Below are 25,331 nucleotides of genomic sequence, written 5' to 3'. Positions count from 1 at the left end.
CAGGGACGGGTGGTGCGGGCCGGGGCCCGGCTGCGCGGGCTCAGGCGCGCAGCCAGACCGCCGTGTCCTGCGGGAGGCGGCCGTCGTCGTCCAGGGGGCCGCTGGCCAGCAGGAGTTCACAGTGGGCGGGCAGGGCCGCCGGGGTGGCCGACAGGTTGACCACGCAGGTCACCGCGGTGCCGCGGGTGAAGGCGAGGACGCCCGCGGCGTCGGGCAGCCAGGTCAGCGGGGCGTCACCGAAGGCGCGGCGCAGCCGGATCGCCCGCCGGTACAGGCTGAGCATGGAGTCCGGGTCGTCCGCCTGCCGGTCGACGGCGTACTCCGCCCAGCCGGCCGGCTGCGGCAGCCACGGCTCCTCGCGCGAACCGAAGCCGGCGTGGGGCGCGCCGGCGGTCCACGGCAGCGGCACCCGGCAGCCGTCCCGCCCGGGGTCGGTGCCGCCGGAGCGGAAGTGCATCGGGTCCTGGATGCGGTCCACGGGGATGTCGGCCTCGGGCAGGCCCAGCTCCTCGCCCTGGTAGAGGTAGACCGCGCCGGGCAGGGCCAGGGACAGCAGGGCCGCCGCGCGGGCCCGGCGGGTGCCCAGGGCCAGGTCGGTGGGCGTGCCGAAGGCCTTGGTGGCGAAGTCGAAGCCGGTGTCGGCACGGCCGTAGCGGGTGACGGTGCGCGTGACGTCGTGGTTGCACAGCACCCAGGTGGCGGGCGCGCCGACGGGGGCGTGTTCGGCGAGGGTGTCGTCGATCGCGGCCCGCAGCCGTGCCGCGTCCCAGGGGCAGGTCATGAACGCGAAGTTGAAGGCGGTGTGCAGTTCGTCGGGGCGCAGGTAGCGGGCGAAGCGCTCGCTGTCGGGCAGCCACACCTCACCGACGAAGACACCGCCGTACTCGTCGGCGACGCGCCGCCAGGAGCGGTAGATGTCGTGGAGTTCGTCGCGGTCGAGGTACGGGTGCGGGTCGCGGCCCGCGGTGAGATCCGGCAGCCGGGGGTCCTTGGCCGGCAGGGCCGCCGAGTCGATGCGCACGCCGGCGACACCGCGCTCGAACCAGAACCGCAGGATGTCCTCGTGCTCCTGGCGGACGGCCGGGTGCGCCCAGTTCAGGTCGGGCTGCTCGGGCGCGAACAGGTGCAGGTACCAGGTGCCGTCCGGCAGCCGGGTCCACGCCGGGCCGCCGAACTCCGACGTCCAGTTGTTCGGCGGGAGTTCACCGTGCTCGCCGCGTCCGGGCCGGAAGTGGAACAGCTCCCGCTCGGGGCCGCCGGCGCGGGCGGCGCGGAACCAGGGGTGCTGGTCGGAGACGTGGTTGGGGACGATGTCGACGATGGTGCGGATGCCCAGCTCGCGGGCCTCGGCGATGAGTTTCTCCGCCTCGGCGAGGGTGCCGAAGGCCGGGTCGATGGCCCGGTAGTCGGCGACGTCGTAGCCGCCGTCCTTCATCGGGGAGAGGTACCAGGGGGTGAACCACAGGGCGTCCACGCCGAGTTCGGCGAGGTACGGCAGCCGGGAGCGGACGCCCGCCAGGTCGCCGGTGCCGTCCCCGTCGCCGTCGGCGAAGCTGCGGACGTACACCTGGTAGATGGCGGCGGAGCGCCACCAGGCGTCGTCCGTCCGGCCGTTTCGGGCATGGGTGGGCTGTCCCACGGTGCGGTGCCTTTCTGTCTGGGGTCCGAAAGTGCCTGCGGCTGCCGCGGGCCGACCGCGATGCGGGTCAGCCCTTGGTGCTGCCCGCGCTGATCCCGGCGATGATGTGCCGCTGGAAGACGAGGAACAGCGCGACCATCGGGATGCTGGCGATCACCATGGCGGCGATGAGCACGGTCAGCGGGATGTTCTGCGACAGCTGGACCAGGGCCACGCTGATGGGCTGCTTGGCCGTGTCGGAGAAGACCATCAGCGGCCACAGGAAGTCCTGCCAGACCGCGACCAGCGCGAAGATCGACACCACGCCGAGCACGGGCCGGGACATCGGCAGCACGATCGACCACAGGATGCGCAGCTTCCCGGCACCGTCGATCTCGGCGGCCTCCAGCACGTCCCGGGGGATCTGGTCGAAGAACCGCTTGAGCAGGTAGAGGTTGAAGGCGTTGGCGACGGCCGGCAGCCAGATCGCGAGCGGGTCGTTGAGCAGGCTGGTGTGGAGGAACGGCAGGTCGGCGACGGTCAGGTACTTCGGTACGACCAGGGCCTGCGCCGGGACCATCAAGGTGGCGAGGATGCCGCCGAGGATCACCTTGCCGAAGGCGGGCCGCAGATTGGACAGGGCGTACGCGGCGGCCGTGCAGAACACCAGCTGGCAGGCCCAGGCGCCGGCCGCCTGCACGACGGTGTTCCACAGGTGCTGCGGCAGCTGCATCAGGTCCCAGGCGTCGGTGTAGGCGCTCAGGTGCCAGTGGCGGGGCACCAGGGTCGGCGGGGTCTCGGCGACCTCGTCCGGTGACTTCATCGCGCCGGTGACCATCCAGTACACGGGGAAGAGGAAGGCGAGGGCGAAGAGCACCACCACGCCGGTGAAGACGCTCCAGTACGCCGCCTTGCCGCGCGGGCGGGCCAGGGCCGCCGGGGAGAGAAGGGTACGGGTGCTCATGCGTACTCCTCGGTGGAGCCCGAGCGGGTCAGCCGCAGGTAGAGGGCGGAGAACAGCCCGAGCAGGACGAGCAGCATGACGCTGAGCGCGCAGGCGCCGCCGAAGTCGTTGTAGAGGAAGGCGTACTTGTAGATGAGGTAGAGCACGGTGACGGTGGCGTTCTCCGGGCCGCCGCCGGTGATGACGAACGGCTCGGTGAACACCTGCATGGTGGCGATGATCTGCAGGAGCATCAGCATCAGGATCACGAACCGGGTCTGTGGGACGGTGACGTGCCGCACGCGCTGCAGCAGGTTCGCGCCGTCCAGTTCGGCGGCCTCGTACAGCTCGCCGGGGATGGACTGCAGGGCCGCGAGGTAGATCAGGACGGTGCCGCCCATGTTGGCCCAGGTGGCGACGAGGACCAGGGACACCAGGGCGGTGTCGGCGCCGTTGGTCCACTGGGAGGTGGGCAGGTGCACGGCGCGCAGCGCCTCGTTGGCGAGGCCGGCGCCGGGGTCGTAGAACCACTTCCACAGCAGGGCGCTGACCACGGGCGGGATCATGACGGGCAGGTAGACCACGACCCGGAAGAACGCCTTGGCGTGCCGCAGTTCGTTCAGGACCAGGGCCAGCAGGAACGGCACGGCGAAGCCGATGAGGAGCGCCAGCACCGTGAAGGTGAGGGTGTTGCGCCAGGCGGCGCCGAACTCGGGGTCGTGCAGGACGCGGGTGAAGTTGGCGGTGCCGACCCACTCGGGCGGGTTGCCGGGTGTGTACTTCTGGAAGGCGATCACGACGGCGCGGATCGCCGGGTACCAGGAGAACAGGGCGAAGCAGACCAGGCCGCCCAGGAGGAAGGCGTAGGCGCGGGCCTGCTCGGCGAGGCGGCGCCGCCGCACGGTGCCCGCCGGGGGCGGTGCCGGCCGCGGGTGGGCGGCCGTCGCCCGGGCGGGGCGCCGCTCGGCCGTCTTCGTCGTCATGGCGGGTCAGCTCCGGGCCAGGATGCCGTCGATCTTGCCGGACGCGTCCTTCAGGAGCCGGTCGATGTCCGCGTCCTTCTTGGTGAGGACGGCGGAGACCACGCCGTCGAGGACGGAGTAGATCTGCTGGGCGTTCGGCGGCTCGACCTTCAGCTGGAGCGTGCTGTTGCCGTCCAGGAAGGCCCGGTAGTTCTCCACGGGGACGTTGGCGTTGGCCTTTTTGACCTGCTGGTCCTTGGCGTCGGCGGCGCCGGTGAACAGCCGCGGCTCGGGCAGGCCCACGGGCGCGTTGTTCTTCTTGGCGCGCGCGTAGTCGCCGAGGAAGCCCTTGCCGGGGGTGAGGAACATGTGGTCGAGCCACTTCAGGCCGGCGCGGATCTGGGCGGGTGTGTCCTTCTTGCTGAACATGTAGCCGTCGCCGCCGACCAGGGTGCCCTTGCCGCCGGGCATCGGGGCGAGGGCGAGGTCCTTGTAGTTGCCGCCCTTCTCCTTGACCAGGATGGGAATGTTGTCGGGGGCGGCCAGGTACATGCCGAGCTTGCCCGAGCCCATCATCAGCTGCACGTCGTTGATGACGAGCAGCTGCTTGGTGCCCATCGAGTTGTCGGTCCAGCGCATGTCGTGCAGGTTCTGCAGGACGGCGTGGCCCTCGGGGGTGTCGATCGTGGCCTTCTTGCCGTCGGCGCTGACCACGTCACCGCCTTGGGAGTACAGCTCGGCGGTGAAGTGCCAGCCGCCCTGGTTCTGGGCGCTGTAGTCGGCGTAGCCGACGGTGCCGTTGCCCAGTGCGGCGATCCTCTTGGCGTCGGCGCGGACCTCCTCCCAGGTGGTGGGCGGCTTGTCCGGGTCGAGGCCGGCCTTCGCGAAGAGCTTCTTGTTGTAGATCAGGCCCATCGAGTAGCCGGTGCGGGGGATGCCGTAGATCTTGCCGTCGACGGTGTAGATGTCGCGCAGCTGCTTCTGCAGGGTGGCGTAGCTCTTCAGTTCCTTGACGTACGGGGTGAGGTCGGCGGCCTGGCCGGTGTCGACGACGTGCTGGACGTCGGTGAAGTACGTGTAGAAGACGTTCTCCATCTGGCCGCCGGCGAGTTTGGCGTCGAACGTCTTGGGGTCCTCGCACGGGAAGGCGTCGTGCGCGACCACGTCGACGTCCGGGTTCTGCCGGGCGAAGGAGGCCAGGTCCTCCTCGAAGAACTTCCGGTCGACCTTGGCGCTCTTGGGCGGCTCGCAGTTGACCGTGATGCGGGTCTTGCCGCTCGCGGAGTCGTCGTCGTCGTTCGACCCGCAGGACGTCAGGGCGAGGGCAAGGGAGCAGACGCCGATCGCGGCGACGGCATGGCGGAACCCGGTGCTTCTCATCGGTGGACCCCTCTGGACAACAGCGGTGGGCGCCGCACACTCAAGCACCGGGATCAACGCTGCGCAAGATGTCGCGCAGAAACTGAAATTATTTGACAGGCCAGTGGATCTCCGAGACGACGCACTGTCCGAGGTGGGGGCCTCTCATGCGCGCGGTGCCTGTGCGGTGGACCCGCGCACCACCAGCTCCGGTTCGAACAGCAGCTCGTCGGCCGGCACCAGGCTGCCGCCGATCTGCGCGTGGAGCAGCTCCACGGCCGCCTTGCCCATGGACTCGATCGGCTGGCGGACGGTGGTGAGCGGCGGTTCGGTGCAGTTCATCAGCGCCGAGTCGTCGTAGCCGACGACCGAGATCCGTGACGGCACGTCGAGGCCGCGGCGGCGGGCGGCCCGCACGACGCCGAGCGCGAGCGGGTCGCTGGCGCAGATGAACCCGGTGACCCCCCGGTCGATCAGCTTGGTGGCGGCCGCGTGGCCGCCCTCGATGGAGAAGATGGCCCGCGCGACGTGCTCGTCGGGCAGGTCGGGGGCGATGGTGCGGGCCGCGGCCAGTTTGCGCGCGGAGGGCACGTGGTCGCCGGGGCCGAGGACCAGGCCGATCCGCTCGTGGCCGAGGGAGGCCAGGTGGCGCCAGGCCTGCTCGACGGCCACCGTGTCGTCGCAGGAGACGCCGGGGAACCCCAGGTGGGCGATGCCCGCGTTGATCAGCACCACCGGGATGTTGCGGTCGGCGAGCAGCCGGTAGTGGTCGTGCGGCGCGTCCGCCTGCGCGTACAGCCCGCCGGCGAAGACGACTCCGGAGACCTGCTGCTGCAGCAGCAGCTCGACGTAGTCCGCCTCGGAGACGCCGCCCTTGGTCTGCGTGCACAGCACGGGGGTCAGCCCCAGTTGGGCCAGTGCGCCGCCGATGACCTCCGCGAAGGCCGGGAAGATCGGGTTCTGCAGTTCGGGCAGGACCAGGCCGACCAGCCGGGCGCGTTCGCCGCGCAGTTGCGTGGGCCGTTCGTAGCCGAGGACGTCCAGTGCGGAGAGCACCGCCTGCCGGGTGGCCTCGGAGACCCCCGGCTTGCCGTTGAGCACCCGGCTGACCGTGGCCTCGCTGACCCCGACCTTCTTCGCCACTTCCGCAAGTCGTCGCGTCATGCGCGCAAGAATAGCGCAAAATTACGTAAGTAGTTTGCGTAACGTCGTGCGGGATCGCGTCAGACGCGGCTGCCGGACGCCGTGTCCGCCGACAGCCGCTGGGCGAGGTAGATCGGCACCACGGACAGCAGCACCAACACGGCCGCGACGACGTTGACCACCGGAGCCTGCTGTGGCCGGGTCATGTTGTCGAAGATCCAGATCGGCAGGGTCTCGACACCGGGCCCGGCGGTGAAGGTGGTCACCACGATCTCGTCGAAGGACAGCGCGAACGCCAGCAGCCCGCCCGCGAACAGGGCCGAGCGCACCAGCGGGAAGGTGACGTCGGCGAAGGCGCGGAAGGTGTGCGCGCCCAGGTCCATCGCCGCCTCCTCGTACGAGCCGGAGGTGCGGCGCAACCGGGCGACGACGTTGTTGAACACCACCACGATGCAGAAGGTGGCGTGACCGACGACCACGGTGAACAGGCCGAGGCCGACCCCGAGCGGCTCCAGCACCGTGGAGAACGCGGAGTTCAGGGCGATGCCGGTGACGATGCCGGGCAGCGCGATGGGCAGGACGACCACGAAGGAGACGGTGCCGCGGCCGAAGAAGCGGTGACGGGCCACCGCGAAGGCGATGAGCGTGCCGAGGACCAGGGCGATCGCGGTCGCGCCGAGCCCCGCCCTCACCGACGTCCACAGCGCGCCGCGGGCGCCGGAGTTGTGCCAGGCCACCGCCCACCAGTGCCCGGTCAGGCCGGGCGGCGGCCAGCTCGCGCTGCGGTCGGGGTTGAGGGAGTTGACGAGGACCAGCAGCAGCGGGACGTAGATGACCGCGAAGCCGACGGCGGCGGCGAGGCGCAGGGCGATGCGCGCGCCGCGGGAGAGCTGCATGACGGGGGACACCCCCTGGGACGACGGACGGGTGAGGGCGGTCAGAGGCTGCTGAGCGCGCCGGTGCGGCGCATCGCCAGCAGGTAGAGCACGATGACGACGACCGGGACGAGGCCGAGGGCGGCCGCCATGGGCAGGTTCAGCTCGATGTTGGAGTACACGAGGTTGCCGATGAGCTGGGTCTTGCCACCGACGATCTGCACGGTGATGTAGTCACCGAGACTGAGCGAGAAGGTGAACACCGAGCCGGCCGCGACCGACGGCAGCACCAGGGGCAGCACCACCGACCGGAAGGTGCGCCCGGGCCGGGCGCCCAGGTCGGCGGAGGCGTCGAGCAGGCCCGCCGGCAGCTGCTCCAGCGCGGTGTGGACCGGCAGGATCATGTACGGCAGCCACAGGTACGTCAGCGTCAGCACGGCCGCCGGCAGCCCGAACCCGGGCCCGGAGAGCCCGAAGGGTCTGAGCATCCAGTCCGCGAGGCCGCCCTCGGACAGGATCAGCCGCCAGGCGTACACCTTGACCAGGTAACTCGCCCACAGCGGGGTGAGGATGGCCACCACCAGCAGCGGGCGCCACCTCGGCCGGGCCACCCGCGCGGTGAAGAACGCCAGCGGAAAGGCGATCACCGCGCACAGCACCGTGACGGCGAGCGCGACGGCGACGCTGCGCACGATCACCTCGCGGTAGACCGGGGTGGTGAACAGGGCGCGGACGTTGTCGGTGGACCAGACCTTGACGACCTGGGAGGTGAAGGAGTTCGTCGTCCAGAACGCGGAGACGAACAGCACGGCGAGCGAGCCGAGGTAGAGCACGGCCAGCCACAGCAGCGGGGCGGCCAGCAGCAGGGACAGGCGCAGCCGGGGGCGGCGGTGCAGGGCTCCGGCCAGCCGCCGGACGGCGCCTGGCGGGCGCGGTCCGGCGGCCGGGTCGGCCTGCGGTGCCGGGGCGGTGGCGGTCACGGCTCAGCCCTTGATCTCGGTCCAGGCCTGCACCCACTTCGCGTACGGGACGCACTTGACGTCGGTGCGGCCGTCCAGGCACTGCTCGATGGGCGTGTTCCAGAAGGCGATCCGCTTCCAGTAGGCGGTGTCGCCGGCGTGGTAGGTGGCGCAGAAGCTCTTGTCGCTGGTCTGCTCGCACGCCTTGGCGTTGGCCGGGGCCTCGCCGAAGTACTCGGCGACCTGGGCGTTGACCTTCGGGGAGACGATCCAGTCCAGCCACTTGTAGGCGCAGGTCGGGTGCTTGGCCTTGGCGGAGACCATCCAGGTGTCGGACCAGCCGGTGGATCCCTCCTTCGGCACGAACGCCTTGACCTTCGCGCCTTCGGAGGCGGCGAGGTTGGCGATCACCTGCCAAGTGGTGCCGATCACGGAGTCGCCGCTCTTGAACGCGGAGACCTCCTTCAAGTAGTCGCTCCAGTACTCGCCGACGTTCTTGTTCTGCTGCTTGAGCAGGTCCACGGCGGCGTCGAACTGCTTCTGGTCCAGCGCGTAGGGGTCCTTGATCTTCAGCTCGGGCTTGGTGGCCTTCAGGTACAGGGCGGCGTCGGCGATGTAGATGGGCGAGTCGTACGCCGTGACGTGGCCCTTGTACGCGGAGGCGCCGTCGAAGACGGCCGACCAGGAGGTGGGGGCCGGTTTCACCTTCGCGGTGTTGTACATCAGCAGGTTGGCGCCGCGCCCGTGCGGGATGCCGTAGGCCGTGCCCTTGACGGAGTTCCAGGGCTGCATCTTCAGGTCGGGGAAGACGTCCTTGTAGTTCGGCACGAGGTCGGTGTTGACCGGGGCGGCGTCGCCGGAGGCGATCAGGCGCAGGGAGGCGTCGCCGGAGGCGGAGACGGCGTCGTACTCGCCGGTCTTCATCAGCTTGACCATCTCGTCTGAGCTGGCCGCGACCTTGGAGCGGACCTGGCAGCCGGTCTGCTTCTCGAAGTCGCTGACCCAGTCGACCTTGGGGTCGTTGGAACCGTCCTCGACGTAGCCGGCCCAGGCGATCAGGTTGACCTGACCCTCGGGCTTGCCGAGCTTCGTCGGCGCCTTCAGGTCGGGCGGGTTCAGGCCGGTGGACGCGGAGCCGCCACCGCCGCCGGAGGATCCGCAGGCGGTGGCGGCGAGGAGCAGGGCGGCGGCGACGGCCGCCCGGATGCTTCGGGTGAGGCGCACGGCGTGACTCCCAGGGGGACGGGGGCGGTTCAGCGGGCGTCGGGGGTCCTGCCCCGGTCGTGCGCGGGCCGCCGGGTCCTGCTGCGGCCGTACGCGGGTCGGCTCCTGGTCCCGGGTTGCCGCTCAGGTGCGGCCTTCGCGCTCCTGCGCGTCCCGCAGCTCCGTGGACGCGGCGGCCCAGCGGGCGCGCAGCACGCGGAACCCCGCCCGCTCGGCGTCGTCGCACACCAGCTCGTCGTCGTCCACGAGGACGCGGATCTCCCGGTCGCGGCCGAGCCGGCGCAGGATCTCCAGTTTGGTGCGGCGGGCGGGCCTGCGGTCCTCGTCGCGCCGCATGTGGACGGGCCCCGGGGGCAGTCCGTGGGCGGCGAGCCAGTCGAGCGTGTCCCGGCGGCAGCGCTCGGGCCGCCCGGTGAGGTACACGACCTCGCACTCGCGCGCGCTGTCGCGGGCCAGCGTGACGCCCTCGGGGATCGGCGGGTCCGCGGGCGCGGCGGCGAAGAAGCCGTCCCAGTCCCGGGGCCGCCGCCGCAGGAACCGCTGCCGGTGCGCGGTGTCGGCGAGGGTGTTGTCCAGGTCGAACACGGCCAGGGGCCGTTCGCCGCGGTCCGTCGAACCGCCGCCCGGCGTGCTGCCGCCCGTGGTGCTGCTGCTGTCCGTCACGACGCCACCCTAGACGGCGCCGGGACACCCCCGGACGACGCCGGGACGATGTCCGGATGCGTGAGCGGCCCGGGCGCCCGATGCTGGGAACATGTCCGGAGCGCTGCCCGTGACCGTGCACCCGCCGTCCCCGACGGGCGGTCGGCGCGTGCGCGTGAACGGCGAGATCCTGGGGCTGGCCTACAACGTCGCGGACGTCGCCGAGTTCCTGCGCCGCGCCGGGCTGGAGGTGGACCCCGCGGACGTCGCGGTCTCCCCGCTGATCGACTGGCGCGGCGGCGGACCGGAGTACTGGGGCCCGGAACCGGACGGCACCGCGCCCTGACCGTCGCCTGGCTCCACGGGCCGCCGCCTCGCTCTCCCGGCCCGCCCTGTCGCGGCACGGCCCGGCCCGGCCCGGCCCGGCACGGCCCCGGGAATCATGGCCGCTCCCGGTCGTTGAAAGATGTGTGAGTTCCCTGATCGCGTCCGTGCGCTTCTCCGTCCTCGACCGCTCCCGCACCCGGGAGGGACGTCCGGCCGCCGAGGCTTTGCGGGACACGGTGGCGCTGGCCCGGCAGGCGGAGCGGCTCGGCTACCACCGTTTCTGGGTGTCGGAGCACCACGGGGTGCCCGGTGTCGCCGGTTCCGCGCCGACCGTGCTGGCCGCCGCCGTCGCCGCGGCCACCCGCACGATCCGGGTGGGCACGGGCGGGGTGATGCTGCCCAACCACCAGCCGCTGGTCGTCGCCGAGCAGTTCGGCGTGCTGGAGTCGCTGTACCCGGGGCGCATCGACATGGGGCTCGGCCGCTCGGTGGGCTTCACCGACGGCGTGCGCAAGGCGCTGGGCCGGGACAAGCACGCGGCCGAGGACTTCGCGGCCCAGCTGGCGGACCTGCCGGCCTGGTTCGCGGGCACCTCCCCCACCGGGGCGCACGCGCGGCCCAGCGAGGGACTGCGGGTGCCGCCGTTCGTATTGGCGATGGGTGAGGGCGCGGTGATCGCGGCCCGCGCGGGCCTGCCGATGGTCATCGGCGACCTGCGCGACCGGGAGCGGATGCTGCGCGGCATCGACCGCTACCGCGCGGCCTTCCGCCCCTCCGCCTGGGCGCCGGAGCCGTACGTCGTGATCTCCGGCACCGTCGCGGTGGCCGCCACCCCCGCCGAGGCACGCCGGATCCTCCTGCCGGAGGCCTGGTCCATGGCCCACGCCCGCACCCACGGCACGTTCCCGCCCCTGCCGCCCGCCGAGCGGGTCGAGTCGCTGGTGATGACCGCCAAGGAACGCGAGCTGTACGAGTCGGGTCTGACCGGCCACATCACCGGCACCGAGGAGCAGGTCGCCGACGCGCTGGAGGCGGCTTTGAAGGACACCGGCGCCCAGGAGGTCCTGGTCACCACGAGCACCTACGACCGGCAGGCCCTGCTGGACTCCTACCGGCGCCTGGCAGCGCTGTTCACCGCGTAGCCCGGCCGGGCGGGGCCGACACGACGGCCGGCCCCGCCCGGTGCGCGTCAGCGGGCGGCGCGGTAGTAGGTCACATCCCAGTGCGAGCCCTCACGGGCGTAGATGTTGCCCGCCGGGGACTTGTACTGCTTCGCGTGGTCACCCTTGCGCTCGCCCACGTACCGGAACTTGTGGGTGATGTACGCGTTCACACACGACGTCAGCTTGATGTCCACCTTGTAGCCGTTCCAGTGGCTGTACGTGCCCGACGCGTGCCCCTTCTCCGTGCCGGCGGTCAGCGTCACGGCGCACTTGCTGGCCTTCTTGAAGTCGATCACGCCGGCGACGGTGCTCTTGTTGATCTGGTCGAAGGACGTGCACCTCTTGTTGTACCGGTTGCTGCACCGGCCCGACGAGACCCAGGTGACGCCCGCCCGTTTCAGCTGCTTCTCGGCAGCCGCCTGCGAGTACTTGGCGGGGGCGGCGGTGGCGGCGGTCGCGCTCGCCGCCAGCAGGCCCGAGGGGAGCAGCACCGCTCCGGCGGCGAGGGCGGCGGGACGGGCCATGCGTCGGCTCATGAGCATGTGTTCCTCTCGTGAGGGGTGGTCGTACGCCTCAGTCATTGCCCAAGGGCACTTTCCGGCATCCCTCGGCCCGGGGGGCGCGTGGTGGTGCTTCGGCGCAGCATGATCCTCGTCGCACGCCCTGCGGGGAGCGGCGACGTAGACTTGCGGGGTTTGTCCGCCCGGCCTGTTCCACCCGTGTCCGCCCCGTCCGGAGCCCCACCATGCACACCCCCCACGACCCTTTCGTCCGCGTCCGAGGTGCCCGGGAGCACAACCTCCAAGGGGTCGACGTCGACATTCCGCGGGACGCGCTGGTGGTGTTCACCGGGGTGTCGGGGTCGGGGAAGTCGTCGCTGGCGTTCGGGACCGTCTACGCGGAGGCGCAGCGGCGGTACTTCGAGTCGGTGGCGCCCTACGCGCGGCGGCTCATCCACCAGGTGGGGGCGCCGAAGGTCGCGGAGATCAGCGGGCTGCCGCCGGCGGTGTCGCTGGAGCAGCGGCGGGCGGCACCGACGTCGCGGTCGTCGGTGGGGACCGTGACGAACCTGTCCAACTCGCTGCGGATGCTGTTCTCCCGGGCGGGCACGTACCCGCCGGGCGCCGAGCGGCTGGAGTCGGACGCGTTCTCGCCGAACACGGCGGCCGGGGCGTGCCCGCGGTGCCACGGGATCGGGCGGGTGCACCGCACGACCGAGGAACTGCTCGTCCCCGATCCGTCGCTGTCGATCCGGGACGGCGCGATCGCCGCGTGGCCGGGTGCCTGGCAGGGCAAGAACCTGCGGGACATCCTCGACGCGCTCGGGTACGACGTCGACCGGCCCTGGCGCGAGCTGCCCGCCGAGCAGCGGCGGTGGATCCTGTTCACGGACGAGCAGCCGGTGGTCACCGTGCACCCGGTGCGGGACGCCGACCGGATCCAACGGCCCTACCAGGGCACGTACATGAGCGCCCGCCGGTATGTGCTGAAGACGTTCGCCGACTCCAAGAGCCCCGCGCTGCGGGCGAAGGCCGAGCGTTTCCTCGTCTTTGCACCGTGCCCGGACTGCGGTGGCAGCAGGCTGCGGCCCGAGGCGCTGGCGGTCACCTTCGCGGGGCGCACCATCGCCGAGCTGGCCGCGCTGCCGCTGACCGAGCTGGCTCGAACGTTGCAGGGCACGAGCGAGGTGGCCCGGGTCCTCACCGACGACCTGAAGTCCCGGATCGCCCCCGTGGTCGAGCTGGGCCTGGGCTATCTCAGCCTCGACCGGTCCGCGCCCACCCTGTCGGCGGGCGAGCTGCAGCGGTTGCGGCTGGCCACCCAGCTGCGTTCGGGGCTGTTCGGGGTGGTGTACGTGCTGGACGAGCCGTCGGCGGGGCTGCACCCGGCGGACACCGAGGCCCTGATCAGGGTGCTGGGCCGGCTCAAGGCCGCCGGGAACTCGGTGTTCGTGGTGGAGCACCACCTGGAGGTGGTGCGCGGCGCCGACTGGGTGGTGGACGTCGGTCCGCGCGCCGGGGAGCACGGGGGCCGGGTGCTGCACAGCGGGCCGGTGGCCGAGCTGGCGGAGGTGGAGGAGTCGGCGACGGCCCGGTACCTGTTCGGCCGCTCCCCCGCTCCGGCGCGCGCGGCCCGTGCCCCGCGCGGGCAGCTGACCGTCGGGCCGGTCACCCGGCACAACCTGCGCGGGGTGACGGCCGCGTTCCCGCTGGGCGCGCTCACCGCGGTCACCGGTGTGTCCGGGTCCGGGAAGTCGACGCTGATCGGGGCGATCACCGAGGACCTGCCCGGTGTCGGACGGCTGGTGTCCGTGGACCAGCGGCCGATCGGGCGGACCCCGCGGTCCAACCTGGCCACCTACACGGGGCTGTTCGACACCGTGCGGAAGGTGTTCGCGGGGACCGAGGAGGCGCGCCGGCGCGGGTACGGGGTCGGGCGTTTCTCGTTCAACGTGGTCGGTGGGCGGTGCGAGACGTGTCAGGGCGAGGGGTTCGTCAGCGTCGAGCTGCTGTCCCTGCCCAGCACGTACGCCCCCTGCCCGGACTGCGGCGGCGCCCGCTACAACCCGGAGACCCTGGAGGTGGCCCACCGCGGGCGGAACATCGCGCAGGTGCTGGACCTGACGGTGGAGGGCGCGGCCGAGTTCTTCGCGGACACCCCGGCCGTCGCCCGCAGCCTCGCCGCCCTCCTGGACGTCGGCCTCGGCTATCTGCGTCTGGGCCAGCCGGCGACGGAGCTGTCCGGTGGCGAGGCGCAGCGCATCAAGCTGGCGAACGAGCTGCAGCGCGGGCGCCGCGGACACACCCTGTACCTGCTGGACGAGCCGACGACCGGGCTGCACCCGGCCGACGTCGAGGTGCTGATGCGGCAGTTGCACGGGCTGGTCGACGCCGGGCACACCGTGGTCGTCGTCGAGCACGACATGTCCGTCGTGGCCGGTGCCGACTGGGTGATCGACCTCGGCCCGGGCGGCGGAGACGCGGGCGGCCGGATCGTGGCGTCCGGGCCGCCGGAGCAGGTGGCGCGGGCGCAGGAGAGCGCGACGGCGCCGTACCTGGCCCGTGCCCTGGGCTGAGGCGCGCCTCAGCCGGCGCGGGGCCGCGCGCGGGGCCGTGGTGGCAACGGTGCCGCACCGTTGCCACCGGCGGGCGGGCCGCCCGTGCCGGCGGCAGTCACCCGCCCGTGCCTGCCGCGGTCAGCCGGCCGTGGTGCGCGGCGGTCAGCCGGCCGTGCCTGCGGCGGTCAGCCGGCCGGGGTGCGCGGCGGTGCGCACCGGGCCGCCCACCGGGCGCTCTCCTCGGCGTCGAGGACGCGTTCGAGCACCAGGTCGCCCGTCATGCCGGGGAAGAACCGGCCCGCGGGCCAGCCGCGCTCGTACGGAGGCGGGTCCAAAACCAGCAGCCGGACGCCGTCGACGACGGGTATGTCGCTGGGCGTGCCCTCGTTCCAGATCCACTCGCCGTCGGGCGAGACGAGGTTGAACGAGCCGGTCGTGGGGACCTGGCCCGGTGCGTCGCGGCAGACCGCGGCCTCCTGGGCGGAGGGGGCCCGCCCCGGCAGGTGGCCGCCGCCCACGAGCACGTCGGCGAGCAGGGTGTGCAGCTGGAAGTTGTCGCCGATGCCGTGCATCCGCAGCGCGTAGCCGGTGCCGCTGCGGCGGTGGACGACGACGAGCGGCTCGTCGTCCAGCACCAGCAGGGCGTAGGCCAGGCATTTGAAGGGGCGCCCGGAGCACTCCTCCACGGCCGACAGCGCGCGCAGCAGCTCGGTGCGCCGGGCGGTGTCGAGCCCGGTGCGCACCGCGCGGTCCTGGAGCATCGCCACGCTCGCCATCTCCCACTGCGGCAGCGTCCACCAGGCCTGGGCGGCCTCCCAGCCGGTGCGCTCGACGACTCCGGGCTCGGGGTCGCCGGCGTCCGGGTCGGGCAGGTCGCCACCCCCGGTCGCCGCCCAGCGCTCGCAGAACGTCGCGGCGTCGGCGAGTGTCCCGGCAAGCCCGTCGAAGACGTGCGGTGCGCAGGGCACCGGGTCGGCGCCGCGCTCGACGCAGGCGCCGACCACCACGGCGAGCACGCCGCGGGGTCCGGGCGGCACAGCGGGCAGCAGCGCGGCGAGCCGGGGCGCGGCCTGCTCGATCTCGTGCTCGTCCGCTTCGCGGTAGCGGCGGTGCAGTTCCTGGAACGCCTGCGGGGACCGGTCGGCGTCCTGCTCACGGACAGCGGTCTCGAAGCCGCTGACGGCGTCGAGGAACCGCTCCCTCCCCTGGCTCGTGAAGATCATGCGGGAAGAGTACCGAGGGGGTACGACAACGGCCGTGCCCTGCGCGGGACGAGGCGAGGCGGGGCCGGAGACGAGCACCACGTCCGGCCCCGCCCGTCCGCCCCTCGGCGAACGTCTCGGCGGCTGCGGTCTACCGCTTGGCGACCTTCCGGGTCGCGCGCAGCCACTCCTTGTTCATGTGGGTGATGGAGGTGAGTGGGATGCCCTTGGGGCAGGCGGTGGCGCACTCACCGGTCAGGGTGCAGCCGCCGAAGCCTTCCGCGTCCATCTGGGCCACCATGTCCAGCACCCGGGTCTCGCGCTCGGGCGCGCCCTGCGGCAGGACGTTGAGGTGGTTGACCTTCGCGGAGGTGAACAGCATCGCCGCGCCGTTGGGGCAGGCGGCCACGCACGCCCCGCAGCCGATGCACTCGGCGTGCTCGAAGGCGTAGTCGGCGTCCGGCTTGGGCACGGGCGTGGCGTGGGCCTCGGGCGCGGAGCCGGTGGGCGCGGTGATGTAGCCGCCGGCCTGGATGATCCGGTCGAAGGCCGAGCGGTCCACCACCAGGTCCTTCACCACCGGGAACGCGGCCGCCCGCCACGGTTCGATGTCGATGGTGTCGCCGTCCTTGAAGGACCGCATGTGCAGCTGGCAGGTGGTGGTGCGCTCCGGTCCGTGCGCCTCGCCGTTGATGACCAGGCTGCACGCGCCGCAGATGCCCTCGCGGCAGTCGTGGTCGAAGGCGACGGGTTCCTCACCGGAGAGGATGAGCTGTTCGTTGAGGACGTCCAGCATCTCCAGGAAGGACATGTCGGGCGAGATGCCGTCCACCTCGTAGGTGGACATGGCGCCGTCGGCGTCGGCGTTCTTCTGCCGCCAGACGCGCAGGGTGAGCTTCATGCGTAGCTCCGCTGGGTGGGGTGGACGTACTCGAAGACCAGGTCTTCCTTGTGCAGGGTGGGGGCCTCGCCGGTGCCGGTGAACTCCCAGGCGGCCGCATAGGAGAACTCGTCGTCCTTGCGGGCCGCTTCGCCGTCGGGGGTCTGGGACTCCTCGCGGAAGTGGCCGCCGCAGGACTCGGTGCGGTGCAGGGCGTCCAGGCACATCAGCTCGGCCAGTTCCAGGTAGTCGACGATGCGGTTGGCCTTCTCCAGGGACTGGTTCAGCTCCTCGCCGCTGCCGGGGACCTTGATGCGCCGCCAGAACTCCTCGCGGATCTGCGGGATGCGCTCCAGCGCCTTGCGCAGACCGGACTCGTTGCGGGCCATGCCGCAGAACTCCCACATGAGTTCGCCGAGTTCGCGGTGGAAGGAGTCGGGGGTGCGGTCGCCGTCGACGGACAGCAGCAGGTTGAGCCGGTCCTCGGTCTCGGCGAGGACCTCCTGCACCACCGGGTGGTCGGCGCGCACCTCGTCCTTGTGCGGGTTGCGGGCCAGGTAGTCGTTGATGGTGGCCGGCAACACGAAGTAGCCGTCGGCCAGGCCCTGCATCAGCGCGGAGGCGCCGAGGCGGTTGGCGCCGTGGTCGGAGAAGTTGGCCTCGCCGATCGCGAACAGGCCGGGGATCGTGGTCTGCAGGTCGTAGTCGACCCACAGGCCGCCCATCGTGTAGTGCACGGCGGGGTAGATCCGCATCGGCACCTCGTAGGGGTTCTCCGCGGTGATCCGCTCGTACATGTCGAAGAGGTTGCCGTACTTCTCCTCGACCTTCTTGCGGCCCATGCGCCGGATGGCGTCCGCGAAGTCCAGGTAGACGCCCTGGCCGCCGGGGCCGACGCCGCGGCCCTCGTCGCACACGTTCTTCGCGGCGCGGGAGGCGATGTCGCGGGGCACCAGGTTGCCGAAGGACGGGTAGATGCGCTCCAGGTAGTAGTCGCGCTCGTCCTCGGGGATCTCGTTCGGCGGGCGGGTGTCGCCCTTGGCCTTGGGCACCCAGATCCGGCCGTCGTTGCGCAGCGACTCGCTCATCAGCGTCAGCTTCGACTGGTGGTCGCCGGTGCGCGGGATGCAGGTCGGGTGGATCTGCGTGAAGCAGGGGTTGGCGAAGTACGCGCCGCGCCGGTGCGCCCGCCAGATGGCGGTCGCGTTGGAGTTCATCGCGTTGGTCGACAGGTAGAAGACGTTGCCGTAGCCGCCGGAGGCGAGGACGACGGCGTCCGCGAAGTACGTGGAGATCTTCCCCGTGATCAGGTCACGGGCGACGATGCCGCGGGCCCGGCCGTCGATGACGATCAGGTCGAGCATCTCGGTGCGCGGGTGCATCTCGATGTTCCCGGCGGCGATCTGCCGGGACAGCGCCTGGTAGGCGCCGAGCAGCAGCTGCTGGCCCGTCTGGCCGCGGGCGTAGAAGGTGCGGGAGACCTGGACGCCGCCGAAGGAGCGGGTGTCGAGCAGGCCGCCGTACTCGCGGGCGAACGGCACACCCTGTGCCACGCACTGGTCGATGATCTCCACGGAGATCTGCGCGAGGCGGTGCACGTTGGACTCGCGGGAGCGGAAGTCGCCGCCCTTGACGGTGTCGTAGAACAGGCGGTGGATCGAGTCGCCGTCGTTGCGGTAGTTCTTCGCGGCGTTGATGCCGCCCTGCGCGGCGATGGAGTGGGCGCGGCGCGGGGAGTCCTGGTAGCAGAACTGGATGACGCGGTAGCCCTGTTCGGCCAGGGTGGCGCCCGCGGAGCCGCCGGCCAGACCGGTGCCGACGATGATCACCGTCTGCTTGCGCCGGTTGGCGGGGTTGACCAGCTTGGCCTCGAACCGGCGCTTGTCCCAGCGCTCGTGGATGGGCCCGGCGGGGGCCTTGGTGTCGGCGATCGGCTCGCCGGTCGTGTAGTCGGCGTAGGAGGTCATGTCAGCTCACCACTCCGGTCATCACGCCCACGGGGACGGCGATGAAGCCGGCCGTGAGCAGCAGTGCGAGGACGTTGGCGACGGTCTTCAGGGCGCGGTCGCGGGTGCGGCTGCCGACGCCGAGGGTCTGGGCGGCGCTCCAGAAGCCGTGCCGGATGTGCAGGCCGAGCGCCAGCATGGCGACGATGTAGATGACGTTGCCGTACCAGGTGGAGAAGGTGTCCACCACGTTCTGGTACGGGTGGCCGTCCTGGAACCCGCCGGAGTGCACGGTGCCCGTGGTCAGGTCGAGGATGTGCCAGACGATGAACAGCCCGAGGATGATCCCGCCCCAGCGCATGGTGCGGGTGGCGTAGCTCGCGCTCGGCCGGGAGTGCACGTACTTGCTCGGGCGCGCCTTGATGTCGCGGCGGCTGAGCTGGTAGGCGGAGACGGCGTGCGCGACGACGGCGACGATCAGCACCACGCGGATGATCCACAGCGTCCACTCGTAGTGCATGAACGGCTCGCCGATGGTGCGCAGCCAGTGGGCGTAGTGGTTGAACTCGCCGGCCCCGAAGTAGATCTTCAGGTTCCCGATCATGTGGACGATCAGGTACAGCAGCATGATCAGCCCGCTGACCGCCATCACGGTCTTCTTGCCGACGGTCGAGTCCCACACGGTGCGCGCCATGGACGGCCGTCGGTCCGTCCGCGTTGCCAGAGCCATGGCATGACGGTAGGACCGCGGCACCCCATCGGTCCAAGACATGGTGCAGCTGGTTTCGATAGGAGGCGACTATCAAGTGGGCTAGGCTGGTTTTTGTGCAGTTCCAACAGCTCCAGTACTTCGTGGCGGTCGCCGAGACCCGGCACTTCACCCGGGCCGCCGACCTGGTCCACGTCGCCCAGCCCTCGCTGTCCCAGCAGATCAAGGCGCTGGAGCGGGAGCTGGGCGCGGACCTGTTCCTGCGGGCCCGGGGCAACATCACGCTCACCGACGCCGGGGAGGCGCTGCTGCCGCTGGCCCGGCGGATCCTCGCCGACGCGGACACCGCCCGGCACGAGGTGCAGGAACTGGTGCAGCTGCGCCGGGGCCGGGTGCGCCTGGGCGCCACCCCGAGCCTGTGCACCGGCCTGCTGCCGGACGTGCTGCGCGCCTTCCACGACCGCTACCCCGGCATCCGGCTGCTGGTCGAGGAGGGCGGCTCGCACGACCTGGTGCGCGAGCTGGCCCGCGGTGCCCTGGACCTGGCCCTGGTGGTGCTGCCGCTGCCCAGCCCCTCCCCCGCGCTGACCACGGTGGAGCTGCTGCGCGAGGACCTGGTCGTGGTCTCCTCGCCGGAGGCGCCCGCGCCCGGCGGCCCGGGGCGGCGCACGGTGCGCATCGCGGACCTGGAGGGCGAGCGCCTGGTGATGTTCCGGCACGGCTACGACCTGAGGGAACTGACGGTGGCCGCGTGCCGCGCGGAGGGCTTCGAGCCGGAGTTCGCGGTGGAGGGCGGCGAGATGGACGCGGTGCTGGGTTTCGCCCGGGCCGGGCTCGGCGTCGCGGTCGTGCCGCGCATGGTGGCCACCCGCTCCGGGCGCGGCCTGCGCGTGACGCCGCTGGCCCGCCCGGGCCTGCACCGTACGATCGCGCTCGCCCACCGCAGCGACGTGGCCCCGCCGCGCGCGGCCCGGGAGCTGCAGCGGATGCTGCTGGAGCGGTGAGCCGGGCGGCGCACGGCAGCGGGCCGCGGGGCGCCGGTCCAGAGGGCGCCCGACTCAGGGGGCGCCCAGCTCAGGGGGCGCCCGGCTCAGGGGGCCGACCGGTTCAGCCGAGGACGGCCGGCCTCAGCACCTGCTCGCACCAGGTGCGGAAGCCGGTCGGCGCGTTCTCCGGCGTGCTCGGGACGACGGCGCCGTAGAAGCCCTGCTCGTCCAGGGCCCGCGCCATGTCGGCCAGCCCCTGCGCCGACGCCTCGCTCACCCCGTGGCCGAGCAGGCTCGCCCGGTAGTCGGCGAAGCCGACCAGCCGCGCCTGGACGGGACGGTTCAGCACCTCGCTCATCACCCGGGCCATGCCCTCGGGCGTCAGGTCGTCCGGCCCCACCAGCGGCACGTCCTCCTGCCCCGTCCACGTGCCGTCGCGCAGCAGCCGGGCCGCCGTGGCCGCGATGTCCTCGGTGGCGCAGGTCCGCAGGACGCGCTGCCCGGTCATCGCCAGGTAGAAGGCCCCCTGGTCGCGGATCGTCGCGGCCTGGCCCAGGAAGTTCTCCATCAGGAAGGGCGGGCACAGCGCCCGGTGGTGCACGCCCGTGGCCCGGATCCGCTCGTCCATGGCGAGGGAGGCGGAGATCTGCCCGGCGTTCTGCGCGATGCCGCGCCCCAGGGTGGAGACGGTGACCACCCGCTCCACCCCCTGCTCCTCGATCACCTGGCACAACGGCTCCGTGAAGGCCGCGAAGTGGCCCTCGACGCTCTCCGCGGTGGGTGTGGGCGGCACCAGCCAGAACACCTGGCCGGCGCCAGCACAGGCCCCCTTCAGCACGCCCGGGTCGGCGTGCGAGCCCTGGATCACCTCGACCCGCTCCCGGGCCTCGGGCGCCAGGCGCGCCGGGTCGCGCACGATCACCCGGACCGGCTCCGCGAGGTCCGGGGCGTGGAGGAGACGGGCGAGCAGCTGCCGGCCGATCTGGCCGGTGGGGGTGGTCACGACGATCACGCGATGCTCCAGAAGGCAGGAGGGAACAGGGAGCCGGCGGCGGACGGCGTGCGTCCGCTCGGGTTCCGGCCGGTATCGATCCTGTGCGCACCGCCCGCGGAACTGAAGGACCGATCCGCTCCCGGTCGTTACCCTGAAGGCAATACCGACCGGGGAGAGGGTGACGCCGTGGAGTCCCGCCCGCTGCGCTACTTCGTGACGGTGGCCGAGGAACTGAACTTCGCCCGGGCCGCCGAACGGCTCGGCATCTCCCCGCCGCCCCTGTCCCGGGCGATCCGCCGGCTGGAGGCGGACCTCGGGGTCACCCTGTTCGAGCGGACCACCCACAGCGTCGCCCTGACCCCGGCCGGCGAGGTGCTGCTCGGGGAGGCGCGGATCGCGCTGGACGCACTGGAGGCCGCCGGGCGCCGGGCCCGGCGCGCGGCCGCCGCGGACGCCGGGCTGGTCCTGGCGGTGAAGGCCGACGGTGACGCCGGCCTGCTGCAACCGGTCCTCGAACGGTACGCGGCCGACCCCGCCGCGGTGCCGGTCACGGTGCGCCTGTGCGCATGGCGGGAGTCGCACCGCCTGCTGCGCCGCGGGGAGGCCGACGTCGCCCTGGTCCACGACCCGTTCGACCGCACGGGCCTCGACAGCGAGACGCTGGTCGTCGAGGAGCGGGTGGCCGTCCTGGCCGCGCGGGACCCGCTCGCCGCCCGCGACCTGCTCTCCACAGCCGACCTCGGGCTGCGCCCCGGCGAGGTGCACCGCTTCCGGGACGGCGTACGCAGCGAGGGCCGCGACCTCGCCCAGATGCTGACGCTCGTCGCGCTGGGCGACATGGTCGGCCTGCTGCCCGCGTCCGTCGCCGACCGCTATCCGCGCCCGGACGTCGTCTACCGACGCGTCACCGACGCCCCGCCCGCGGTCCTGTCGATCGCCTGGCCGCAGCAGTCCCGCTCGACGGCCGTCGCGGCCCTGGTGCGGGCGGCGGTCGCCGTGGCCGAGGCCACGCGCACGCGGTCCGCCCTGACCGACTCAAAGGCGGCAGCGGCGGCCGCCGTCTGAGGCGGACGGGCACAGCCCTGCCCGGACCGGCGGGAGGCGCGTCGCATCGGCACGCACGCCGCGGCGTGCGTGCCGTGCCGGTCCGGGTGGTCAGCCCGTCGCGTCCGCCAGGGCCAGTTCGTGCAGGCGGTCCGGGGGGCCGGGGCGGGCGTAGTACCAGCCCTGGGCCGTGTCGCAGCCCAGGACGCGCAGCTGCTCGGCCTGGGCGCCGGTCTCCACGCCCTCCACGGTGACCGCGAGGTCCAGGCTGTGGGCGAGGGTGACGATCCCCTCGACGATCTTCAGGTCCACGGGGTCGGCGGGGAACTGCTGCATGCCCTGGGTGAAGGAGCGGTCCAGTTTGAGCACACGGACCGGCAGCCGGCGCAGGTTGGCCAGGTTGGAGTAGCCGGTGCCGAAGTCGTCCAGGGCGATGTCCACGCCCATCTCGGCCAGCCGGTGCAGCGGTTTGAGCAGGTCGTCGTCCGCGCCGATCAGCGCGGACTCGGTGACCTCCAGGCACAGCGCGTCCGGGGTCACGCCCGTGCGCTCCAGGATGTCGACGGTGTCCTGCACGAGGCCGGGGTGGCTGAGCTGGCACGGCGAGAGGTTGACGTTGATGCGCAGCGGCCCCGCCGCGCCGTCGCCGTGCCGCTCCCGCCACTCGCGGGCCTGCCGCACCGACTGCTCCATGACCCAGCGGCCCAGCGGCACGATCAGCCCGGTGTGCTCGGCGAGCGGGATGAACCGGTCGGGGCCGAGCACGCCGTGCTGCGGGTGCAGCCAGCGCACCAGCGCCTCGGCGCCGCGCACACTGCCGTCGCCGAGGTGCACCAGCGGCTGGTACTCGATGAAGAACTCGCCGCGCTCCAGGGCGGCCGGCAGGGCCGTGGTCAGGCCGTGCCGGGTGATGGCGCGGGCGTCGGCCTCCGGGTCGGCCAGTTCGAAGCGGTTGCCGCCGGCCGACTTGGCCCGGTACATGGTGATGTCGGCGCTGCGCAGCACCTCCGCGGCGGTGCGCTCGCCCACCGGGCCCTCGACCACGCCGATGCTGCCGCGCACGGTCAGCTCCCGGCCGTCGATGCGGACGGGCGCGACGAGCGCGTTCATGATGCGGGAGGCGAGGTCGTCGACCTCGCGCCGGCTGTCGACCGCGGTGGTCAGCGCCACGAACTCGTCGCCGCCGAGCCGGGCCACCATCTCGCGGGGCGCGCTCACGCACCCCTGCAGCCGGTCGGCGACCTCCACCAGCAGCCGGTCGCCGGCCGCGTGCCCGAGGCTGTCGTTGATGGTCTTGAAGCCGTCCAGGTCCAGGTAGCACAGGCCGAAGCGGCGGCCGTCGCCGGCGTTCAGCACCTTCTCCAGGCGTTCGAAGAACAGGGTGCGGTTGGGCAGGCCGGTCAGCGCGTCGTGGGTGGCCTCGTAGCGCAGCCGCAGGTTGAGCAGCCGGCGCTCGGTGGTGTCCTCCATCAGGGCCAGCTGGTACTGCGGGTTGCCGTCCGGGTCGCGCAGCAGGGAGACGGTGAGGTTGGTCCACAGCACCGTGCCGTCGGGCCGGGAGAAGGCCTTCTCCACGTGGTAGTGCTCGCGTTCGCCGCGCACCAGCTCCTCGTACAGCCGCCACACCTGCGGGGCGTCCTCCGGGTGCGTCCAGTCCCGCACGTTGCGGCCGCGCAGGATCTGCTCCGAGCCGCCGAACATGCGCAGCAGCGCGCCGTTGACCTGGAGGACATTGCCCTCCAGGTCGGCGATGCCGATGCCTATGGCCGCGCCTTCGAACACCGCCCGGAACCGGGCCTCGCTGGCGTGCAGGGCCTGCGCGACGACGCCCTGGGCGCGCAACGCGGCCTGCGCGATGGCCTCCTGCTCGGCGAGGGTGCGCCGGCGCAGCGCCCGCGCGAACCCGGCGGCCATGGCGTGCTGCAGCCGCGCGCAGCGGGCGCGCAGGTCCTCCTGGTCGCCGTCCTCGCCGCAGTAGAGCACCAGATAGGCGTCCACGCAGTCCAGGGAGCGGCTGAGCGCCTCGGGCGCGGTGCAGTGGGCGTCGCCCAGTGCCGCGCCGACCGCCTCGCCCGCCGCCGCGTCGAACGCCCTGGCCCGCAGGGCCTCGCTCAACCGACGCGCCAGCGGCAGGAGTCGCCGCTCGAACTCCGGACGGGTCAGCGACGTGGAGGTCACCGGGAAGACCGCCCGGCTCCAGATCGTCGTCAGCCGGCGCAGTCTGTCCTCCGGCCCGTCCGGCTGTGCCGTCACGCCCTGCGCCCGCTCTGCCGGGGGACGCGCCCCACGCCCGCGAAACCCGAGAAGGCGTAAGGGTCCTCGTCCTCCGGCGCCGTCTCCGGGCGCCAGAGCGGCATCGGCACCAGTCCGGGTTCCACCATGTCGTACCCCTCGAAGAACCGCGCGATCTCCTCGCGCGTGCGCATGATCAGCGGGTTGCGGATGTCTTTGTACACGTCGACCGCGCCCAGGCTCCGCTCCTGCGGCAACGGGATTCCCTCGTACGAGGCATGCGTGAGGATCAGCAGGCTGCCGGGCGCGAGGGCGTCGCGCAGCTCGGCGACCGCGCCGTGGGGGTCGTCCGTGTCGTCCACGAAGTGCAGTATGGCAACCAGAAGCAGCGCCACTGGCCGATTCAGGTCGATCAGCCGTTGCACCTGGGGGCTCGCGAGGATCTCATGGGGCTTGCGCAGATCGGCCGCGACGACGTCCGCGTCCTCGTTGTCGGCGAGGACCGCCTCGCTGTGGGTGACCGCCACCGGGTCGTGGTCCACGTACACCACGCGGCTGCCGGGGCGGGCGCTCTGGGCGACCTCGTGGACGTTGCCGAAGGTGGGGATGCCCGAGCCGATGTCCAGGAACTGGGTGACGCCCTCGTCCAGGGCGAAGCGCACGGCACGGCGCATGAACGCCCGGTTCGCCTGCATGATCTTCGGCAGGCCCGGCATGAACTCCATGGCCTTGCGGGCCGCTTCCCGGTCCACCTCGAAGTTGTGCGAACCGCCCAGGTAGTAGTCGTAGATCCGAGCGACGCTGGGCACCGAGATGTCGATGCTGCGCGGCGCCCAGGCGGGACGCTCCATCTTCTCTCCACAACGTAGGCGATCCGGTGTTCGAGCCGAGGCTACTGATCGCCCGCCCAACGGGCGAGCAGAAACGGAAATTGACCATCCGTTCCCGGTCACCACCTGCGGGCACGCGCCGTGGATGCCACCCGCCTCGCGGCGGATTGCACCGATGTGCGGACATGGTGAAGCGCCCCCTCCGGGCGGCGCGGAGGGGGCGCTTCACCATGTC

22 protein-coding genes are annotated in these 25,331 nt (G+C 72.2%); 5 read left to right on the top strand and 17 right to left on the bottom strand.

The features are described from left to right. Window positions 1-40: 40 nt before the first annotated feature. From GV126_RS02645 to GV126_RS02605, 9 genes are all read right to left on the bottom strand, one after another. Window positions 41-1,639 (bottom strand): glycoside hydrolase family 13 protein, encoded by a 1,599-nt coding sequence (locus GV126_RS02645; protein WP_159662320.1) that lies wholly within the window; start codon window positions 1,637-1,639, stop codon window positions 41-43. Window positions 1,640-1,706: 67 nt separating this feature from the next. Further along, the gene (locus GV126_RS02640) at window positions 1,707-2,582 is read right to left on the bottom strand and encodes a carbohydrate ABC transporter permease (protein ID WP_159662318.1); all 876 of its coding nucleotides are present in this window, start codon (window positions 2,580-2,582) and stop codon (window positions 1,707-1,709) included. After that, window positions 2,579-3,544 carry a carbohydrate ABC transporter permease gene (locus GV126_RS02635; RefSeq protein WP_159662316.1) on the bottom strand — a complete coding sequence of 322 codons (966 nt, stop codon included), beginning with the start codon at window positions 3,542-3,544 and terminating at the stop codon, window positions 2,579-2,581. The genes GV126_RS02640 and GV126_RS02635 overlap by 4 nt, the downstream gene beginning before the upstream one ends. A 6-nt stretch (window positions 3,545-3,550) precedes the next feature. Continuing rightward, window positions 3,551-4,903 carry an ABC transporter substrate-binding protein gene (locus GV126_RS02630; RefSeq protein ID WP_159662314.1) on the bottom strand — a complete coding sequence of 451 codons (1,353 nt, stop codon included), beginning with the start codon at window positions 4,901-4,903 and terminating at the stop codon, window positions 3,551-3,553. 144 nt (window positions 4,904-5,047) lie between these two features. After that, on the bottom strand, window positions 5,048-6,046 hold the full coding sequence (locus tag GV126_RS02625) for a LacI family DNA-binding transcriptional regulator (protein ID WP_185947206.1): 999 nt from the start codon (window positions 6,044-6,046) through the stop codon (window positions 5,048-5,050). A 59-nt stretch (window positions 6,047-6,105) separates the two neighbouring features. Beyond that, window positions 6,106-6,921: an ABC transporter permease gene (locus GV126_RS02620; protein WP_159662312.1), complete on the bottom strand. Its 816-nt coding sequence runs from the start codon at window positions 6,919-6,921 to the stop codon at window positions 6,106-6,108. A 41-nt stretch (window positions 6,922-6,962) separates the two neighbouring features. Next, window positions 6,963-7,808 (bottom strand): ABC transporter permease, encoded by an 846-nt coding sequence (locus GV126_RS02615; protein ID WP_159673251.1) that lies wholly within the window; start codon window positions 7,806-7,808, stop codon window positions 6,963-6,965. A gap of 75 nt (window positions 7,809-7,883) precedes the next feature. Next, complete coding sequence (locus tag GV126_RS02610) at window positions 7,884-9,083, bottom strand: ABC transporter substrate-binding protein (protein WP_159662310.1); 1,200 nt, start codon at window positions 9,081-9,083, stop codon at window positions 7,884-7,886. A gap of 123 nt (window positions 9,084-9,206) precedes the next feature. After that, the gene (locus GV126_RS02605; RefSeq protein ID WP_159673249.1) at window positions 9,207-9,674 is read right to left on the bottom strand and encodes a phosphatase domain-containing protein; all 468 of its coding nucleotides are present in this window, start codon (window positions 9,672-9,674) and stop codon (window positions 9,207-9,209) included. Between the two features lie 163 nt (window positions 9,675-9,837). Here GV126_RS02605 and GV126_RS02600 point away from each other — a divergent pair, with 163 nt between their 5' ends. Both GV126_RS02600 and GV126_RS02595 read left to right on the top strand, forming a co-directional pair. Further along, window positions 9,838-10,071 carry a hypothetical protein gene (locus GV126_RS02600; RefSeq protein WP_159662308.1) on the top strand — a complete coding sequence of 78 codons (234 nt, stop codon included), beginning with the start codon at window positions 9,838-9,840 and terminating at the stop codon, window positions 10,069-10,071. A 124-nt stretch (window positions 10,072-10,195) separates the two neighbouring features. Beyond that, the gene (locus tag GV126_RS02595) at window positions 10,196-11,194 is read left to right on the top strand and encodes an LLM class flavin-dependent oxidoreductase (RefSeq protein ID WP_159662306.1); all 999 of its coding nucleotides are present in this window, start codon (window positions 10,196-10,198) and stop codon (window positions 11,192-11,194) included. Window positions 11,195-11,241: 47 nt separating this feature from the next. Here the strand turns inward: GV126_RS02595 and GV126_RS02590 are convergent, their stop codons facing one another. After that, a complete protein-coding gene (locus GV126_RS02590) occupies window positions 11,242-11,751 on the bottom strand; it encodes a hypothetical protein (RefSeq protein ID WP_159662304.1) in 510 nt (169 codons plus the stop codon). A gap of 209 nt (window positions 11,752-11,960) precedes the next feature. Between GV126_RS02590 and GV126_RS02585 the strand changes: the two genes are divergently transcribed. Continuing rightward, on the top strand, window positions 11,961-14,291 hold the full coding sequence (locus GV126_RS02585; protein ID WP_159662302.1) for an ATP-binding cassette domain-containing protein: 2,331 nt from the start codon (window positions 11,961-11,963) through the stop codon (window positions 14,289-14,291). Window positions 14,292-14,458: 167 nt separating this feature from the next. Here GV126_RS02585 and GV126_RS02580 read toward each other — a convergent pair whose 3' ends face one another. The 4 genes from GV126_RS02580 to GV126_RS02565 form a co-directional block, all read right to left on the bottom strand. Next, window positions 14,459-15,496 (bottom strand): hypothetical protein, encoded by a 1,038-nt coding sequence (locus GV126_RS02580; protein WP_159662300.1) that lies wholly within the window; start codon window positions 15,494-15,496, stop codon window positions 14,459-14,461. Window positions 15,497-15,626: 130 nt separating this feature from the next. Next, window positions 15,627-16,376 carry a succinate dehydrogenase/fumarate reductase iron-sulfur subunit gene (locus tag GV126_RS02575; RefSeq protein WP_159662298.1) on the bottom strand — a complete coding sequence of 250 codons (750 nt, stop codon included), beginning with the start codon at window positions 16,374-16,376 and terminating at the stop codon, window positions 15,627-15,629. Continuing rightward, window positions 16,373-18,322 carry a fumarate reductase/succinate dehydrogenase flavoprotein subunit gene (locus tag GV126_RS02570; protein ID WP_159662296.1) on the bottom strand — a complete coding sequence of 650 codons (1,950 nt, stop codon included), beginning with the start codon at window positions 18,320-18,322 and terminating at the stop codon, window positions 16,373-16,375. The genes GV126_RS02575 and GV126_RS02570 overlap by 4 nt, the downstream gene beginning before the upstream one ends. 1 nt (window position 18,323) lies before the next feature. Next, window positions 18,324-18,995 (bottom strand): succinate dehydrogenase, encoded by a 672-nt coding sequence (locus tag GV126_RS02565; RefSeq protein ID WP_159673247.1) that lies wholly within the window; start codon window positions 18,993-18,995, stop codon window positions 18,324-18,326. A 131-nt stretch (window positions 18,996-19,126) separates the two neighbouring features. On the opposite strand from GV126_RS02565, the gene GV126_RS02560 reads away from it, so the two are divergent. After that, window positions 19,127-20,014, top strand: coding sequence for a LysR family transcriptional regulator (locus tag GV126_RS02560; protein ID WP_159662294.1), 888 nt, complete (start codon window positions 19,127-19,129; stop codon window positions 20,012-20,014). Between the two features lie 103 nt (window positions 20,015-20,117). Here GV126_RS02560 and GV126_RS02555 read toward each other — a convergent pair whose 3' ends face one another. Beyond that, window positions 20,118-21,008 carry an NAD(P)H-binding protein gene (locus tag GV126_RS02555; RefSeq protein ID WP_159662292.1) on the bottom strand — a complete coding sequence of 297 codons (891 nt, stop codon included), beginning with the start codon at window positions 21,006-21,008 and terminating at the stop codon, window positions 20,118-20,120. A gap of 168 nt (window positions 21,009-21,176) precedes the next feature. Between GV126_RS02555 and GV126_RS02550 the strand changes: the two genes are divergently transcribed. Continuing rightward, the gene (locus GV126_RS02550) at window positions 21,177-22,055 is read left to right on the top strand and encodes a LysR family transcriptional regulator (protein ID WP_159662290.1); all 879 of its coding nucleotides are present in this window, start codon (window positions 21,177-21,179) and stop codon (window positions 22,053-22,055) included. A gap of 90 nt (window positions 22,056-22,145) precedes the next feature. Here the strand turns inward: GV126_RS02550 and GV126_RS02545 are convergent, their stop codons facing one another. Together GV126_RS02545 and GV126_RS02540 are read right to left on the bottom strand one after the other, a co-directional pair. After that, window positions 22,146-24,287: a putative bifunctional diguanylate cyclase/phosphodiesterase gene (locus GV126_RS02545; RefSeq protein ID WP_159662288.1), complete on the bottom strand. Its 2,142-nt coding sequence runs from the start codon at window positions 24,285-24,287 to the stop codon at window positions 22,146-22,148. After that, on the bottom strand, window positions 24,284-25,117 hold the full coding sequence (locus GV126_RS02540) for an SAM-dependent methyltransferase (protein ID WP_159662286.1): 834 nt from the start codon (window positions 25,115-25,117) through the stop codon (window positions 24,284-24,286). Before GV126_RS02540 ends, GV126_RS02545 begins: the two co-directional genes overlap by 4 nt. Between the last annotated feature and the right edge of the window lie 214 nt (window positions 25,118-25,331).

Origin of the sequence: Streptomyces mexicanus, assembly GCF_902506575.1 — a bacterium.
GTDB lineage: Bacteria > Actinomycetota > Actinomycetes > Streptomycetales > Streptomycetaceae > Streptomyces > Streptomyces mexicanus.
This window is presented reverse-complemented; position numbering and strand designations above follow the sequence as displayed.

What these genes read in the sequence shown, in the direction of transcription:
- GV126_RS02625 (WP_185947206.1), bottom strand. Translation starts at nt 6,046, where the DNA reads ATGACGCGACGACTTGCGGAAGTGGCGAAGAAGGTCGGGGTCAGCGAG.
- GV126_RS02590 (WP_159662304.1), bottom strand. Translation starts at nt 11,751, where the DNA reads ATGAGCCGACGCATGGCCCGTCCCGCCGCCCTCGCCGCCGGAGCGGTG.
- GV126_RS02640 (WP_159662318.1), bottom strand. Translation starts at nt 2,582, where the DNA reads ATGAGCACCCGTACCCTTCTCTCCCCGGCGGCCCTGGCCCGCCCGCGC.
- GV126_RS02580 (WP_159662300.1), bottom strand. Translation starts at nt 15,496, where the DNA reads ATGATCTTCACGAGCCAGGGGAGGGAGCGGTTCCTCGACGCCGTCAGC.
- GV126_RS02575 (WP_159662298.1), bottom strand. Translation starts at nt 16,376, where the DNA reads ATGAAGCTCACCCTGCGCGTCTGGCGGCAGAAGAACGCCGACGCCGAC.
- GV126_RS02620 (WP_159662312.1), bottom strand. Translation starts at nt 6,921, where the DNA reads ATGCAGCTCTCCCGCGGCGCGCGCATCGCCCTGCGCCTCGCCGCCGCC.
- GV126_RS02570 (WP_159662296.1), bottom strand. Translation starts at nt 18,322, where the DNA reads ATGACCTCCTACGCCGACTACACGACCGGCGAGCCGATCGCCGACACC.
- GV126_RS02585 (WP_159662302.1), top strand. Translation starts at nt 11,961, where the DNA reads ATGCACACCCCCCACGACCCTTTCGTCCGCGTCCGAGGTGCCCGGGAG.
- GV126_RS02630 (WP_159662314.1), bottom strand. Translation starts at nt 4,903, where the DNA reads ATGAGAAGCACCGGGTTCCGCCATGCCGTCGCCGCGATCGGCGTCTGC.
- GV126_RS02565 (WP_159673247.1), bottom strand. Translation starts at nt 18,995, where the DNA reads ATGGCGCGCACCGTGTGGGACTCGACCGTCGGCAAGAAGACCGTGATG.
- GV126_RS02635 (WP_159662316.1), bottom strand. Translation starts at nt 3,544, where the DNA reads ATGACGACGAAGACGGCCGAGCGGCGCCCCGCCCGGGCGACGGCCGCC.
- GV126_RS02600 (WP_159662308.1), top strand. Translation starts at nt 9,838, where the DNA reads ATGTCCGGAGCGCTGCCCGTGACCGTGCACCCGCCGTCCCCGACGGGC.
- GV126_RS02540 (WP_159662286.1), bottom strand. Translation starts at nt 25,117, where the DNA reads ATGGAGCGTCCCGCCTGGGCGCCGCGCAGCATCGACATCTCGGTGCCC.